Source organism: Dictyobacter sp. Z7_2 (genome assembly GCF_057551105.1).
This window is the reverse complement of the sequence record NZ_BAAJPE010000002.1, coordinates 2,843,517-2,857,440: the sequence shown is the minus strand read 5'-3', so window position 1 is coordinate 2,857,440 and position 13,924 is coordinate 2,843,517. Positions and strand designations below refer to the sequence as shown.

Genomic DNA, 13,924 nt, shown 5'->3' with positions numbered 1-13,924 from the left:
TCGCGTGCGATGTCCCAGTTTCTCGTACGAGACAGTATGATCTCGGCGAGCCACGTTGGCCTGCCTGATCATACGTCGAGTGGAACATCGCACGCTCGCGTGCGACGCTACTATAGTAAGCTTACGAGAGCCTCAGGCTCGGTCACAGGAGCCTGACAGGTGAAGTTCTGACAGACATAGGCGGTCGCTCTCTGATCCTTCAGAGGACGATCAGCCAACAAGGCCACAGCCGTACTGGCTGCGTTATCGGCGGGAATAGCAGAGGCTACCACGCTGTTGGGCAAGTAATGTGCATTGATGATATCAAGCAAGGCTTGCGTCTCATGACGAGATCCATTGTCAAGTATGGCAAACTCTTTGACAGACGAGAGAGCAAAATCAACTGCACCCAGCACATGTCCAAACGCCTGTGGATGCTGCACCATAATATCAATCAGTGGCTGTATGTACTTATCCGCACGCTCCCGATAGGAGAACTCACCCGTAAAGGCTGAGAGCCTCAATAGGACGTCGACCGCTACGCTGCTACCAGCAGGAGTGGCATTATCCATGATATCTTTGGGACGACTGATCAGCGCCTCATGATCCGAACCGGTATCAAAGAAGCCTCCCTGTTGCTCATCGGCGAAGAGAGCAATAGCCTGATCCATCAACATGCGTGCGGCCATAAACCAGCGTATATCAAAGCTAGCCTCATACAAAGCCAGCAAGCCATCCGCCAGAAAAGCATAATCCTCAAGATAGCCATTCAAGCGAGCCCGACCATCCTTATAGGTGCGGAGCAAGCGACCATCTTTTTGAAGCGTCTCTAACAAGAACGTCGCATTCTGGATCGCAACATGCAGATAGTCCGATCGCTTGAGATAGCGAGCCGCTTCCGCAAAGCTCCGCAACATCAGACCGTTCCAGGAGGTAAGGATCTTTTCATCTCGACCAGGTTTGATGCGTCGCTCACGGGCCTCAAATAGAGCAGCACGGCTCCGCTGAAGCAGTTCCTGCAATGCCTCGACGCTGATCTGCTCCTGTTCGGCAAAGGTTTGGGCATCGGCCTGGATATGCAGGATATTTTTGCCCTCAAAATTGCCTGCGGCGGTCACATCGTAGTAGCGCATAAACACAGCAGCATCCTGAGCATCGAGTACGGTCGTAACCTCAGCGGGGGTCCAGATAAAGAACTTACCCTCCTCGCCCTCGCTATCAGCATCCTGAGTCGAATAGAAGCCCCCCTCGGGGGATGTCATCTCGCGCACTACATAATCGAGCGTCTCCTCGGTCACCCGCCGATACAGACTATTCTCCGTGACCAGATAGGCATGCAGGTATACACGACTAAGCAAGGCATTATCATAAAGCATCTTCTCAAAGTGAGGCACTAGCCAACGCTCATCGACAGAATAGCGATGGAAGCCACCTCCGAGCTGATCATAGATACCGCCATAGGCCATGCGCTGAAGCGAGAGATTGACAACCTCCAGAGTGCCAGGTCCCGAGCGCTCTGGATCGGCGGCGGGCAGCTCGTGCGCCTGACGATGATTATGGAGGCGCAACAAAAACTCCAGCGCCATCGTATTCGGAAACTTGGGCGCTCGACCAAAACCACCATTGCGCTCATCAGAATCGTCAAGTAGATTCGTCTCAGCAACCAGCAAAGTTGAAAGCAATGCTGACCCAGTCGCGGGCTCCACGTGGGAGAGCACATTGCCACGGCGATTCAAATGATCCGCAATCTCGGCCGCCTGTTCATCAATCTCGGCACGATGCTCGGTAAACGCCTCGGCCAGACTCTGCAAAATACGCGGAAAACCTGGCATGATCTGCTCACCATAGCGGCGATCCTGCGGTGGAAAATACGTGCCACCATAAAAGGGACGCCCATCGGGAGTCAGGAACATCGTCATTGGCCAGCCACCCTGACCGGTCATGGCCTGCACAGCCTGCATATAGATACTATCGATATCAGGACGCTCTTCACGATCGACTTTAATCGAGACAAAATGCTGATTCATTAAAGCAGCAATCCGCTCATTCTCAAACGACTCACGCTCCATCACGTGGCACCAGTGACAGGCCGAATAGCCAATGCTTAAGAGGATTGGCTTATCCTCCTGTCTGGCCCGCTGCAAAGCCTCTTCCCCCCAGGGATACCAGTCAACTGGATTATGCGCGTGCTGTAAAAGATATGGACTCGTCTCGTTAATGAGGCGATTTGTATGCGTATCAGAACTCTGTTTCTCACTCATAAAAAACCTACTCCTGTGTCCTACCCAACACAATTGTAACTCGATTATTGTACGACATGTACTCAAAAAGAAAAAAGGGGGCGCTGCATTTTTTCCACTTGACTTCTGACAACACATCAGTATACTTACTGGTAGAACTCTATGACCAATACTGCTCTTCCAGTCATATGGTCACATAGTCGTAGGCAGACGTAACCACATCAAGAAAGAGAAACATGGTAGAAAGCAGTCAAAAGAAACAAGCCCGAGCCACAACCGAGAGCGATCAGATAAAAAATCCCGAGCGAGCAAACCGCATCTTGGATGCAGCATCCGAGCTGCTTCAGCGCTGGGGATATAAGAAAACGACGATCGATGATATTGCCAGACAGGCAGGTGTAGCCAAAGGGACAATCTATCTGCACTGGCAGACCAAGCAAGATCTTTTCATGGCCTTAATCATGCGTGAGAAGATCACCGAGGGTGAAAGGATGCAAAAAGAGATTGAGCAAGAGCCCGATGGGATGACCATCTATAACATGGTCAAATATGGGATGCTTTCAGCTCAACGGAATCCATTAATCAAAGCCATCGTCGTCCGCGATATCGATCTACTGGGCGAGCTGTTGCGTGAGAATGCCGAACTGGTAGATATACGCCCACAGCTTGACGCCTTCGATGCCTATATCAGCTATCAGCGCGAGCAAGGCTTAATGCGCAAAGATATCTCGATTCAAGCTCAGGTACATACGATCGAAGCAATTACCATGGGTTTTCTCGTCACAAATCAAATCTTACCAGAAGAATATCAGCTTGGAGATGAAGAACGAGCAAATTTAGCAGCCGATACCGTCAGACGTATCTTTGCAATACGTCCCCCAACTCAAGATGAACGACAGGCAAACTCGACTCATATGCAAAATATCATGGATCTCACACAAGAATTTCTAAAGAAGGAGACAGGAGATGGATGATCTGATACAGATCAACGATCTTACAAAAATGTATGGGAAGCAGCGTGGTGTGAGTAATGTAACTCTGACCATCGCAGAAGGAGAAGTCTTTGGCTTTCTTGGTCCCAACGGCGCGGGCAAAACGACAACAATCAGAACATTGATGGGTTTTCTCAAGCCCACCAGCGGACAAGCACTGATCGGGAACTTTAACTGTTGGACCCAATCCAGCGAGGTCAAGCGCCAGGTAGGATATCTGCCAGGCGAATTCTCCTTTGATCCAAATCTCACGGGAGCCCAGATCATTACCTATCTTGGCAACCTGCGTGGCGGGATAGATCAGTCTTATGTGAAGCAGCTAATTGAGCGTCTGGATTTTGATCCCGGCAGACGCTTTCAGACCTATTCGCGTGGAAATAAACAAAAAATTGGTCTGGTACAGGCGTTTATGCATAAGCCACGCCTTTTAATTCTGGATGAGCCCACTGGTGGCCTTGATCCGTTAAACCAGCAAGAGTTTTATCGCATGGTTAAAGAGGTCCACGCCGACGGCCGCACAATCTTCTTATCATCGCATATCCTGCCCGAAGTTGAGCACACTTGCACACGTGTAGGCATAATCAGAGCCGGGCAACTGATCCAGGTTGATACAGTGGATCATCTCAAGGACCTTAAGCAGAGCGATGTGATCATTCACTTCACGGAGAACGCCTCACCTGCCTGGTTTACCGACCTCCCCGAAGTTGTCAGTGCCGAGCAAGAACTGAATCCGACGCAGCTAAAAATTACCGTGCGCGGAGATCAACGCAAGATTATTCAGATCGCCGCGCAGCATCAGGCGATTAGTGTTACCTCACGCGAACCAAATCTAGAAGAGATCTTTTTACGCCTCTACCAGCCCGCAAGCGCATTGGATGTCGTTACGCAATGAATGTTATAATCCAGATCGATATATGGATCTGAGAGGGACATAGATCATGTTTCGCACCGTATGGAGCAAGACACTGCGCGATTTTCGCATACCACTCCTGAGTTGGGGATGTGGCTTAGCATTCCTGTTATTCGCCACCTATAGTGCACTAAATTCAATCGCTACCCAATCATCCACCGCAATCACCCAACTATACCAATCCTTCAGTTTTATTGGTGATCCGGTCGCCTTGAATACAGCCGCTGGACTCATCACCTGGAGACTATTCGATCTATTCGTGCCCGTGGCACTGGGCATCTGGGCAATTCTGGCAAGCACTAACTTAATACGCAGAGAAGAGGAACGCCTGTCAGCCGAACTTCTGCTGGCAACCTCGCTATCGCGCACACGCATCTTTGTCGAAAAGCTGCTGGCGCTCTGTAGTGCTCTCCTGGCGATCGGACTCCTGATCGCCCTGGGGATCTTGCTGGGACAGCAGAGCGCGGGCGTGCAGGTAGAGATACTACGAGCTATCCTGACAGGTCTGAATATCAGCCTCTTCTGCTTCTTTTTTGCTGCGCTCGCGCTCCTCCTGACTCAGCTTTTCTCCGCACGTGGGGCGGCCCAGGGATGGGCATTTGCCATCCTGACCCTTTCAATCATGCTGGATGGCACAGCTCGTACCGTGACCCAATTTAGCTGGCTTCAGTATCTATCGCCAAGCTACTACTATGGTATCAACAAGCCGCTGATAACGACGTACGACACACATCCAGGAGCCACACTGCTACTACTGGGAAGCACTCTCCTGATAAGTGTCCTGAGCGGATGGCTCTTTGTACAACGCGATCTGGGTGCCGGAATCATCTATCGGCAAACGAGCAGTGAGCGTCCACAGCAAGACAGAAGCAAGTCCATCACCAAAGCGCAACATAATCTGTTTTTGCGCTCATTCGGCCTACGCACATGCAATGCGCAAGCCATCGCCGCGAGTAGCTGGATCATCAGCACGCTTCTCTATGTTATCTGGATCGTCTCGCTAACCCCCAGTTTCCTCAAAACAACGCGTGATCTTGTCTCTCAGAATCCGACTCTGTCTCAACTCTTCAGTGGAAAAGACGTAGCCACAAACGCAGGCTTTATAGGTTACTCCATCTTCTCATTTGTGCCTCTTTTGCTCGTCATCTTCAGCTTCACATTGGCGCTTCAGTGGGCCAGAGATCTCGACTCCGGACGCATGGAACTCATAGTAAGCACCCCACTCTCAAGGTTGCGTCTGCTGTGTGAACACAGCATCATCGTCTTCGTGACCATAGTAGTAACGGCACTCCTTGTCTGGTTGGCGACCATCTGTAGCGCATCCATCTTTGGTATCAGCGTGGATATAGGAAACAGCGCGGCGGCCTCCTTTGGGATGCTCCCTCTGGAGCTGGTGATTGTAAGCTTCGTCTACGCCTGTACGGCACGCGTGAGCGCCAGCATCATACTCTCAATCACAGCACTCTACCTGACGCTGGCCTATGCGTTAGAGTTTCTCCATCCATTTCTTCAGCTCCCTACATGGATCATCTCGCTCTCCATCTTCCATGCCTATAACAATCCCATGCTCAACGGCTGGCAGTGGAATGCGGATGCGATCATGCTTGCCATCACGCTCATGCTCTTTCTTACAGGCATGATCCAGTTCAGGCGTGCAGACATCGATCGCGGACATTGAGGAGTGAAGAAAGTTATAAGGAGACGATGCGTGTACGAGGTCGCTCATTTTTGAGGGCCAGGCGTCGGACAGACCACATATACCAGGTGGCAAAGGTCCGATAGGGTCGCCAGAGTTCACCCCGTTCACGCGCCTCCTGCTTCGAGGGACGGGCAGGTAGCTGATAGGCCACACGCATCCCCTCTACAAAGCCAAGATCGTCAACAGGCAGCACATCGGGCCTTCCAAGCGTGAAGATAAGACACATTTCCGCCGTCCACTGACCAATCCCCTTGACGGCGGTCAACTGCGCAATCACCTCTTCATCGGGCAGCTCCGCCAGAGCGTCCAACTGGAGTTGACCACTGGTGACGTGTTCGACGAGATTCCCAATATAACGCGCCTTCGGTGTGGAGAGTCCCAGTGTCCGCAAGTGATCAAAGTCAAGCGGCTGGAGATGCTCAGGTGTGACTTTTCCATCAGGCAGAGCCGCTCGTACACGAGCCATGATAGCGTCGGCTGCCTTGACAGATATTTGCTGCGAGATGATGGCGTCAACGAGAGCGTCGAAGATATTGGGATCGGGCTGTAGCGTGCATGGACCCACACGCTCTATCGTCTCGCGCATCACAGGGTCAATGCCACTCAGGTAGGCCGTAGCAGCTGCGACAACATCAGCAAAAGGAGTCTGCATTGACATAGTTCTTCTCTTCTTTCCTTTAAACATTCCATCGGTTATGTGTGCTGTAGTATAGAAGGATGAAGAACATTTGTCCAGCAGAGACAATCAATCCTGACATGACATTCCACAACCCTGACCAGGGTATTCCAAATTCCTCTTTAAACTCTCTTCAGAAGAGGAAAGTGGAAATACACTTTTGTTTATTATTTTGTTTATTATAATGAATACCAAACCATTGGTTTTATCTTTTGTGGAACAGATTCTTTAACCTGGCTGTATGCATGGTAGCACGGCCAGGTGTATCAGGAAGTAAGATATAAAAACGACTCCCTTCTCCTGGAATCCCCGAGCTTTCGACCCATATCTGTCCATCCATATCATCAACTAACTGCTTACAGACAAAGAGTCCTAATCCGATACCACGAATTGATCCTGTCAGATCGCGCCGCAGGCGCACGAAGCGCTGAAAGAGCAATGGTTGTTCATCAAGAGGGATGCCGGGACCCCTATCACCGATACACAGACACACACGTGATGGAGATGTCATCAATGCTCCCCCGACCTTTTGCGCTTCGAGGGTAATCGTGGTGCCGTGAGGACAATACGTGATGGCATTTAAGATCAGATTTCGCAGTACCTGCCTTATCGCAGGCTCATTGATCAGCAGATGAAGTTTTGGGTCAATGTTCATAACAATAGGATAGTGACTGATTTCTTGCGGCGAAAAAGTTGCCAGAACCTCATGCACCAGAGCGTCAAGCACAAGACTTTTTACATTATGATCATCGATATATTTTCTGGCATTCATTGCATCCAGGATATTGTTCACAATGAAGATTACCTGATTACAGCCATCACGCGCATATTCCAGAAAGGTCGCCCGCATAAAGGAATCGAGATCGTTATGCTGCTCAATCAGGTCAAGGAAGCCACACAACTCTGTCAGTGGAGTGCGCAATTCATGTCCCACGTGCGAGATAAATTGATCCTTTAATTGATTGAGATGCTCTTGCTGCCGATAGGCCTCTTCCATCTGCGACCAACGCACCATGACATGTTTAAAACGACGACCGACGAGGATACTATACGCCCAGGCACAAACCAGACAGATCATCGCACCCAGGATCAGGCCAATCCGTAAAGCAAATTTCTCAGTTGTATTAAAAGGAAGTTGGTCAACGTATAAAAACACGATGAGAAACAATCCTAGTGCCAGATGTATGAAAACACAAGCGATATATGATATACGCTGCCCGGTACGTTGTAAATACAGCCTCTCTTGCCGTAAGTTTTTCCAGTCGGGCGTTGAATCTACAATTTTTTGCATTAAATTCCCCCTACCAATCAAAACAATCCTACACCAATCCCTACTAATATCGTTATGAAATAACCCATAAGTAATCCAAGGCTTTAGATGATTACTAGCTAAACACATTTCTCGTGATAAGACTTTGTACATTCTAGAGAAGAAATCGATCCTCTAATACATAAATATAGCACAATGTTTCTCATTTTTATAGGGTTAAATAATTTTTTGTAATTAAATTTGTTAAAATTTGTGATTTTATACATTTTTCGCCATGTGAGCTTCCTCCGATTAAGCTGATATATGTCAGCGCACAAGGCCAATTTTGAGCCAGCATAGTGGAGGGAATGTGATAAAATCGGAGGATGTAAGGAAAGGTGTGGGCTTTCCTGATTATTGATGCTACGATAAGAAATATATGGATACACCAGAAAACTATTATGCCGTCTTAGGTGTCCCGGTCAATGCGGATAGCGATACTGTCAAAAGAGCTTATCGTCAACTGGCTCGCCGCTTCCATCCCGACCTGGCCGGTCCAGATGGGGCAGTGGAAATGAAGCGTATCAATCGGGCATACGCGGTACTCAGTGATTCAGAGAAGCGTGGGAATTATGATACGGTGTTAAGTGGTATCGTCGATACACGTCGACCGATATTGCGTCCGCACTCGCGTCCACACGTTCCTGACGATCCCGCCGACGTTGAATTTTCGGGACTGCATACATTTAGTACCAGAGGACCATTCCGCGCCGGATCAGTGGTTAAGACAACTTCTGGTATACCCGGAGCGATCTATAGCCAGCGAACTACCGACGGCATACGATTGGCGGCCGGCTCTTTCGATGGCAATGGCACGATCTGGCATCTCGCTAATGGAGAGATCAAAGAGACTGCGAGCTTTGCCAGCGATCCAGCCTCCACCATTGAGGCCCTGCGTGAACTACGCTTTTCGCAAGCAGGGACCCTGCTTGCGGGCTGGAATCGTCTGGCCCTCCACGTCTGGGATGCCTTTACGGGCGTACGACTCTGGAGCTATCCTCTAACCGAGCGGGCCGTCTCAGCGCATTATTCGCTGGATATGAGCCTGCATGTAACACCTGAAGGAAAACGTATCGCCTATATGGCTTTACCACACTTCAATGAGGAGGAACGCTCGCCGCGTTCCTGGGGCGTCAAGAGCACAGACGTCTCAAGTCACGAGATGGGTACGGCCGATCGTGCGTTGTCAGATACCACTATCTGTCCCGAAGAAGGGAACGAAAAGAGGAGTTTCTGGGCGATCCGCATGCGTGCACTTTCACAGGACGCTCGACGGCTGGTCACGCTCTCATGCGCGCAGATCCCCAACGAGCAGCAACAGATGGTCATCATTCGTCGCTGGAATGTGGCTCCTAGAGGACGTCCAGGCAATAAAGCGCCTCAAATCGAAGCGTCGATCCTCATGGGTCGCTGCGAAGACTGCTCTCCACCATATATAGCCACACCTGATGCATCTCTGCTCGCCTTCGTCTATCAGGGCAACAAGATTCGCGTCTGCGACACCTTCAACGGCACCTATAGCGAATTTGCGAGCGGCACCATGGGCGGCAGTTCACGCCTATCGATCTCACCAGACGGACAATGGCTCGCCGTGGCGCGTGAGGATAGCGAGATCAATGAAGGCGTCATCGATCTATGGTCAATAGCAACCGGACAGATCGTGCAAAAATTCTATCATCCCTGGCAGATCAGCGCCCTCAACTTTACCGAAGACCACTTGATCGTCGCACTCACAGATGGCACCATCCAGATATGGCAGTAAGCAACAACCGATGAAAGGATATCCGCCATGATACGAGAAGGTACACTGATCCTCAAAGAGGCTGGCTTAACCACGAGCTTTCAGGGCACCGATCATCCCTACGTGCGGGCCGTGATCGCTGACGTCACAAATCCCGAGCGCCAATTTGAATGTCGCGTCCTGGATCAGGCCGATATTCCCATTGCCATCGGAGAACACATCAAATTAGAAGTCATCAAAGTCATTACTGAGCGTAAAAGTGGTATCGTACGCTTCGATTGCCATCTCGTCGAATAACGCTTAAAATTGTCCTTATATTTTACTATACACTCCACCTTCACACTATTACACTATAACAAGTAACTTCATCGACTCGATCTACATTTTGGACCGAAACGGTCTATATTCAGGCATGTACTTTTTGTACGAGGCTTAGACGATCAAGAGAGTCAAATGAAGTTAAGCTACATTGTTGCACTTGATAGTAACTTTATGTGCATAGCGATATCATGCCATTCAATCGTCTGAGTAAAGCCGCCTGAGCGCGACGTTGACGATAGTTTTTTACAGCTTATTATCAAGACTAAGGAAGGTCTCCATTTGTGATAGAGCGTGAACATTTTGATGTATTAGTTATTGGTACAGTTAGTGTTGATATTGTTATTGGTGGTATTTCTCAATGGCCAATAGCGGGTGCTGAGATAGGAGGAAGTCATTTTGCCATTAGTTGTGGAGCAATATTCAATACAGCGGCAACTTTAAGTCGCCTTGGCTTACGTGTAGGTCTCCTGACAAAATTGAACGATGACTTCTTAGGACGCTTTATTTTAGCTGAGCTTGAACGCGTTGGAATCTCGCGTGAGCTGGTAATTATCGACGATGCTCCGGTGAAAGCTGTCAGTATTTGTCTGGCTCATCAAGGAGAACGGGGAATCGTCTATTACGAAGATACTCACGATGCAACATTAACGCATATGCTTGATATCCTATCCACTCATCAGGCAGACCAGGACGTGCAGGGAGAAGCTACAACGATACTACCGCCACAACTCCATCAATTACTCAATAAATACGACTTCGATGCGGTATTTATGTCCGCTCAAGCAAGATCTTTTCCCCTCCTCAATGCACTGGCGGAGTACAATATTCCGTTCTTTCTTGATCCAGGTGGTGAAATTTCAAATCTAGAGGACGAAAAAACCATCGATGTTATCAAACATGCAAAAATGATATCTCTTAATTTAAGAGAAGCACAATATATCACGAAAAAAGAAAGCGCAGAAGATGCTGCTCGCTTGCTAGCCACCTGGGCTCAGACAGCCATTGTCAAGGTGGGGCCAGAAGGAGCAATCGCCTGCCAGGGTGACGAAATCACGTATAGTCCAGCGTATCCAGTTGAAAAGGTCATGGATACAACGGGAGCCGGCGATGCATTCGATGGCGGCATGATATACGGTTGGCTCAAAGGATACTCCCTGGATGATATCTTACAATGTGGAAATATCTGTGGTAGCCTGTCAACAACCGCTCTGACCGGCACTGCCGCCGTACCAACCGCAGAGATACTTGAACAGCGCCGGCAAGAGTTTACATCCACGAATCCCTTCGTGGTACAGGCCAGTTACTAGCTCACGGTATCCATAATCCGTCTGCCTCCAGATGCTTTAATTGCTCTGCGAAAAGAGGATTTTTTTGAGAGCGGTGGCAACTCCATCTTCAGCATTGCTTGATGTGACATAGTTTGCTACCGCTTTCACTTCAGGCGTGGCATTCGCCATAGCTACACTGAAACCAGCCAGACGCAACATCTCAAGATCATTATCGCTATCGCCAAAGGCTATCGCTTCTTCAGCTTTGATATCCAATGAGTGCATCACTATCTTGAGAGCATTGGCTTTGGAGACCTCCGGATGAAGAAACTCTAAACAGTTTGGGGCTGTCTGAGTGATATATATTTCTCCCTTAAAAAGACCTTCCAATTCCTGACGCTTTACCTTCATGCTTGACGCATCACCATAGGCCGCTATTTTGAGGCAAGGATGAGTTTGTACGTCAAGCGCATCACCTCTCTGCACTTCTGGGCGCTGGCCTCTACCTCGATGTCCAAAACTATCAAAGAGGAGCGGCTCTACATACATACGATTCTGTGCATAATAACAATAAGATAAATCAAGACGGCGTATTTCATCCATGACAACTTTGACTCGATCAATGGGAAGAAATAATGCAGATAAAATGTCATTCGTTTGTAGATCTAAAATCATTGCTCCATTGCTCGTAATTTGCAGTCCGTGCAATGGTAAATCTCTGACGGCAGAAGGTAACATATAGGGGACACGACCAGTAGCAATAACAAGTGTCATACCAGCATCTATAGCTTTGTGAAGCATCTCTAAAGTATAACGGGTAATGGTATGCCTGGGGGTTAATAATGTGTCATCCAGGTCTATCGCAAGCAGACGATACATTTCAGAAGGCCTCTCTTTTTACTCAGCGATTGCAGAATATCGAAGGATCATTAAGTAGTATGGATTTCTAAGCTGAGCATAGACCTCTACTTTACGATAATTGTTCGTCTCTCGTCAATGAAAAAAGGCTTTATGCAAGACATGACGAAAAAGCGCTCCTTTCTCAATTGAAAATAGGTCTTGTAAACTGAAAATAAAAAGCGCCCTCCGTATTGCTACGAAGGACGCTTTTCTTTGGTCTGCTAGTTTGAGCTTAGTACTCAGGCATGGCCGGAGCGGCAGGCTGGTTCTTCTCGGGAAGATCGGTGATCAAGGCCTCGGTGGTCAGGATCATTGCGGCAATGCTGGCAGCATTCTGCAAGGCTGAGCGTGTCACTTTGGCAGGATCAGCGATACCGAAGGTGAACATGTCGCCATAGGTATCGGTCAGGACGTTGTAACCGATGTGCTTGTTGTTCTGCTCTTTCTGAGCGCGGCGGATACCTTCGACGATGACTGAACCATCACGACCACCGTTGGCGGCCAGCTGACGGATTGGCTCTTCGAGGGCACGACGTAGGATGTTTACTCCTGTGGCGGCATCTCCGGTCAGGTTGAGTGAGTCCAAAGCTTCGATCGCTGTCAGCAGAGCAACTCCACCACCAGCTACGATGCCTTCTTCAACACCGGCGCGGGTGGCTGAGAGAGCATCTTCGACGCGTGTCTGACGATACTTCAGCTCAACTTCGGTTCCTGCTCCGACTTTGATGATGGCAACTCCACCTGAGAGCTTGGCAAGACGCTCTTGCAGCTTCTCACGGTCATAATCGCTTGTGGTATCGTCGATCTGTGCTTTGATCTGGCGGACGCGAGCCTGAATCTCTTCGGTATCTCCATGGCCCTCGATAATGGTTGTGTCCTCACGATGCGAGGAGACCAAACGAGCGGAACCGAGATCATCAAGGGTTGCGCTGTCCAGACGACGGCCCATGTCCTCGCTAATCACTTCGCCACCGGTCAGGACAGCGATGTCGCGTAACATCTCTTTACGGCGATCGCCGAAGCCTGGGGCTTTGATAGCCAGAACATTGAGGATACCACGCAGTTTATTGACAACCAGGGTTGCCAGAGCCTCACCATCGACATCCTCTGCGATGATGACGACTTCACGACGGCCCTGCTGGACGATCTTTTCGATCACGGGCAGGATGTCCTGAACGGCGCTGATCTTTTTGTCGGTGATCAGGATGTATGGGTTCTCGAGTGAGGCTTCCATCTTCTCCGAGTTCGTAACGAAGTAAGGAGAAATATATCCTTTGTCGATCTGCATACCTTCGACATACTCGGTCTCGAAGTTGATACCACGGGACTCTTCAACGGTGATCACACCGTCTTTGCCGACGCGGTCCATAACTTCAGCGATCAACTCACCGATCTGCTCATCAGCAGCGGAGATCGATGCCACCTGAGCGATGTCTTTCTTACCTTCAACTGGAACTGCCAGTTCGCGAATGTAAGCAACGATCGCTTCGGTACCTTTATCGATACCTTGCTTCAATTGCATAGGATTCGCACCAGCGGCCAGGTTCTTCAAGCCTTCGTTGACAATGGCCTGTGCCAACACGGTTGCGGTTGTTGTTCCGTCACCAGCAATATCATTGGTCTTGGTAGCGGCTTCTTTCAACAACTGAGCGCCCATGTTCTCGAAGGGATCTTCGAGCTGGATCTCTTTTGCCACGGTTACGCCATCATGCGTGACGTTAGGAGCACCGAACTTTTTGTCCAGAGCAACGTTACGACCCTTAGGTCCAAGTGTGGTCTTTACCGCACCAGCCAGAATATCGATACCACGTTTGAGTGATCGACGAGCTTCTTCATCAAATACAAGCTGTTTAGCCATAATTGTAATCCTTCCCCTTACAGCATCTTCA

General features: G+C 49.3%; 11 protein-coding genes. 6 read left to right on the top strand and 5 right to left on the bottom strand.

Going from position 1 to position 13,924, the window contains the following annotated elements:
• Nucleotides 1-110: 110 nt before the first annotated feature.
• On the bottom strand, nucleotides 111-2,240 hold the full coding sequence (locus tag AC27N8_RS25500) for a thioredoxin domain-containing protein (protein WP_487070682.1): 2,130 nt from the start codon (nucleotides 2,238-2,240) through the stop codon (nucleotides 111-113).
• 215 nt (nucleotides 2,241-2,455) lie between these two features.
• Here AC27N8_RS25500 and AC27N8_RS25495 point away from each other — a divergent pair, with 215 nt between their 5' ends.
• From AC27N8_RS25495 to AC27N8_RS25485, 3 genes are read left to right on the top strand one after another with little or no spacing between them, the layout of a single operon-like run.
• Nucleotides 2,456-3,193 carry a TetR/AcrR family transcriptional regulator gene (locus tag AC27N8_RS25495; protein WP_487070680.1) on the top strand — a complete coding sequence of 246 codons (738 nt, stop codon included), beginning with the start codon at nucleotides 2,456-2,458 and terminating at the stop codon, nucleotides 3,191-3,193.
• Nucleotides 3,186-4,103, top strand: a complete 918-nt coding sequence (locus AC27N8_RS25490) for an ABC transporter ATP-binding protein (protein WP_487070678.1) — start codon at nucleotides 3,186-3,188, stop codon at nucleotides 4,101-4,103. Before AC27N8_RS25495 ends, AC27N8_RS25490 begins: the two co-directional genes overlap by 8 nt.
• Before the next feature lie 46 nt (nucleotides 4,104-4,149).
• Entirely contained in the window at nucleotides 4,150-5,799 is a 1,650-nt protein-coding gene (locus tag AC27N8_RS25485) for an ABC transporter permease subunit (protein WP_487070676.1), read from the top strand.
• Between the two features lie 13 nt (nucleotides 5,800-5,812).
• On the opposite strand, the gene AC27N8_RS25480 is transcribed toward AC27N8_RS25485, so the two are convergent.
• Both AC27N8_RS25480 and AC27N8_RS25475 read right to left on the bottom strand, forming a co-directional pair.
• A complete protein-coding gene (locus tag AC27N8_RS25480) occupies nucleotides 5,813-6,478 on the bottom strand; it encodes a DNA-3-methyladenine glycosylase family protein (protein ID WP_487070674.1) in 666 nt (221 codons plus the stop codon).
• Nucleotides 6,479-6,701: 223 nt separating this feature from the next.
• Nucleotides 6,702-7,652 carry a sensor histidine kinase gene (locus AC27N8_RS25475; protein ID WP_487070672.1) on the bottom strand — a complete coding sequence of 317 codons (951 nt, stop codon included), beginning with the start codon at nucleotides 7,650-7,652 and terminating at the stop codon, nucleotides 6,702-6,704.
• Nucleotides 7,653-8,184: 532 nt separating this feature from the next.
• Here AC27N8_RS25475 and AC27N8_RS25470 point away from each other — a divergent pair.
• From AC27N8_RS25470 to AC27N8_RS25460, 3 genes are all read left to right on the top strand, one after another.
• Nucleotides 8,185-9,567, top strand: a complete 1,383-nt coding sequence (locus AC27N8_RS25470; protein WP_487070670.1) for a DnaJ domain-containing protein — start codon at nucleotides 8,185-8,187, stop codon at nucleotides 9,565-9,567.
• A 27-nt stretch (nucleotides 9,568-9,594) separates the two neighbouring features.
• Entirely contained in the window at nucleotides 9,595-9,843 is a 249-nt protein-coding gene (locus tag AC27N8_RS25465; RefSeq protein ID WP_487070668.1) for a hypothetical protein, read from the top strand.
• A gap of 305 nt (nucleotides 9,844-10,148) precedes the next feature.
• A complete protein-coding gene (locus AC27N8_RS25460; protein WP_487070666.1) occupies nucleotides 10,149-11,174 on the top strand; it encodes a carbohydrate kinase family protein in 1,026 nt (341 codons plus the stop codon).
• Between the two features lie 36 nt (nucleotides 11,175-11,210).
• Here AC27N8_RS25460 and AC27N8_RS25455 read toward each other — a convergent pair whose 3' ends face one another.
• Both AC27N8_RS25455 and groL read right to left on the bottom strand, forming a co-directional pair.
• A complete protein-coding gene (locus AC27N8_RS25455) occupies nucleotides 11,211-12,014 on the bottom strand; it encodes a Cof-type HAD-IIB family hydrolase (RefSeq protein ID WP_487070664.1) in 804 nt (267 codons plus the stop codon).
• Nucleotides 12,015-12,267: 253 nt separating this feature from the next.
• Nucleotides 12,268-13,893, bottom strand: a complete 1,626-nt coding sequence (groL, locus tag AC27N8_RS25450) for a chaperonin GroEL (RefSeq protein WP_487070662.1) — start codon at nucleotides 13,891-13,893, stop codon at nucleotides 12,268-12,270.
• Nucleotides 13,894-13,924: the final 31 nt, after the last annotated feature.

Excerpts from the sequence above, each read along its gene's own strand:
- AC27N8_RS25500 (WP_487070682.1), bottom strand. The coding sequence starts at position 2,240 with ATGAGTGAGAAACAGAGTTCTGATACGCATACAAATCGCCTCATTAAC.
- AC27N8_RS25495 (WP_487070680.1), top strand. The coding sequence starts at position 2,456 with ATGGTAGAAAGCAGTCAAAAGAAACAAGCCCGAGCCACAACCGAGAGC.
- AC27N8_RS25490 (WP_487070678.1), top strand. The coding sequence starts at position 3,186 with ATGGATGATCTGATACAGATCAACGATCTTACAAAAATGTATGGGAAG.
- AC27N8_RS25485 (WP_487070676.1), top strand. The coding sequence starts at position 4,150 with ATGTTTCGCACCGTATGGAGCAAGACACTGCGCGATTTTCGCATACCA.
- AC27N8_RS25480 (WP_487070674.1), bottom strand. The coding sequence starts at position 6,478 with ATGTCAATGCAGACTCCTTTTGCTGATGTTGTCGCAGCTGCTACGGCC.
- AC27N8_RS25470 (WP_487070670.1), top strand. The coding sequence starts at position 8,185 with ATGGATACACCAGAAAACTATTATGCCGTCTTAGGTGTCCCGGTCAAT.
- AC27N8_RS25465 (WP_487070668.1), top strand. The coding sequence starts at position 9,595 with ATGATACGAGAAGGTACACTGATCCTCAAAGAGGCTGGCTTAACCACG.
- AC27N8_RS25455 (WP_487070664.1), bottom strand. The coding sequence starts at position 12,014 with ATGTATCGTCTGCTTGCGATAGACCTGGATGACACATTATTAACCCCC.
- groL (WP_487070662.1), bottom strand. The coding sequence starts at position 13,893 with ATGGCTAAACAGCTTGTATTTGATGAAGAAGCTCGTCGATCACTCAAA.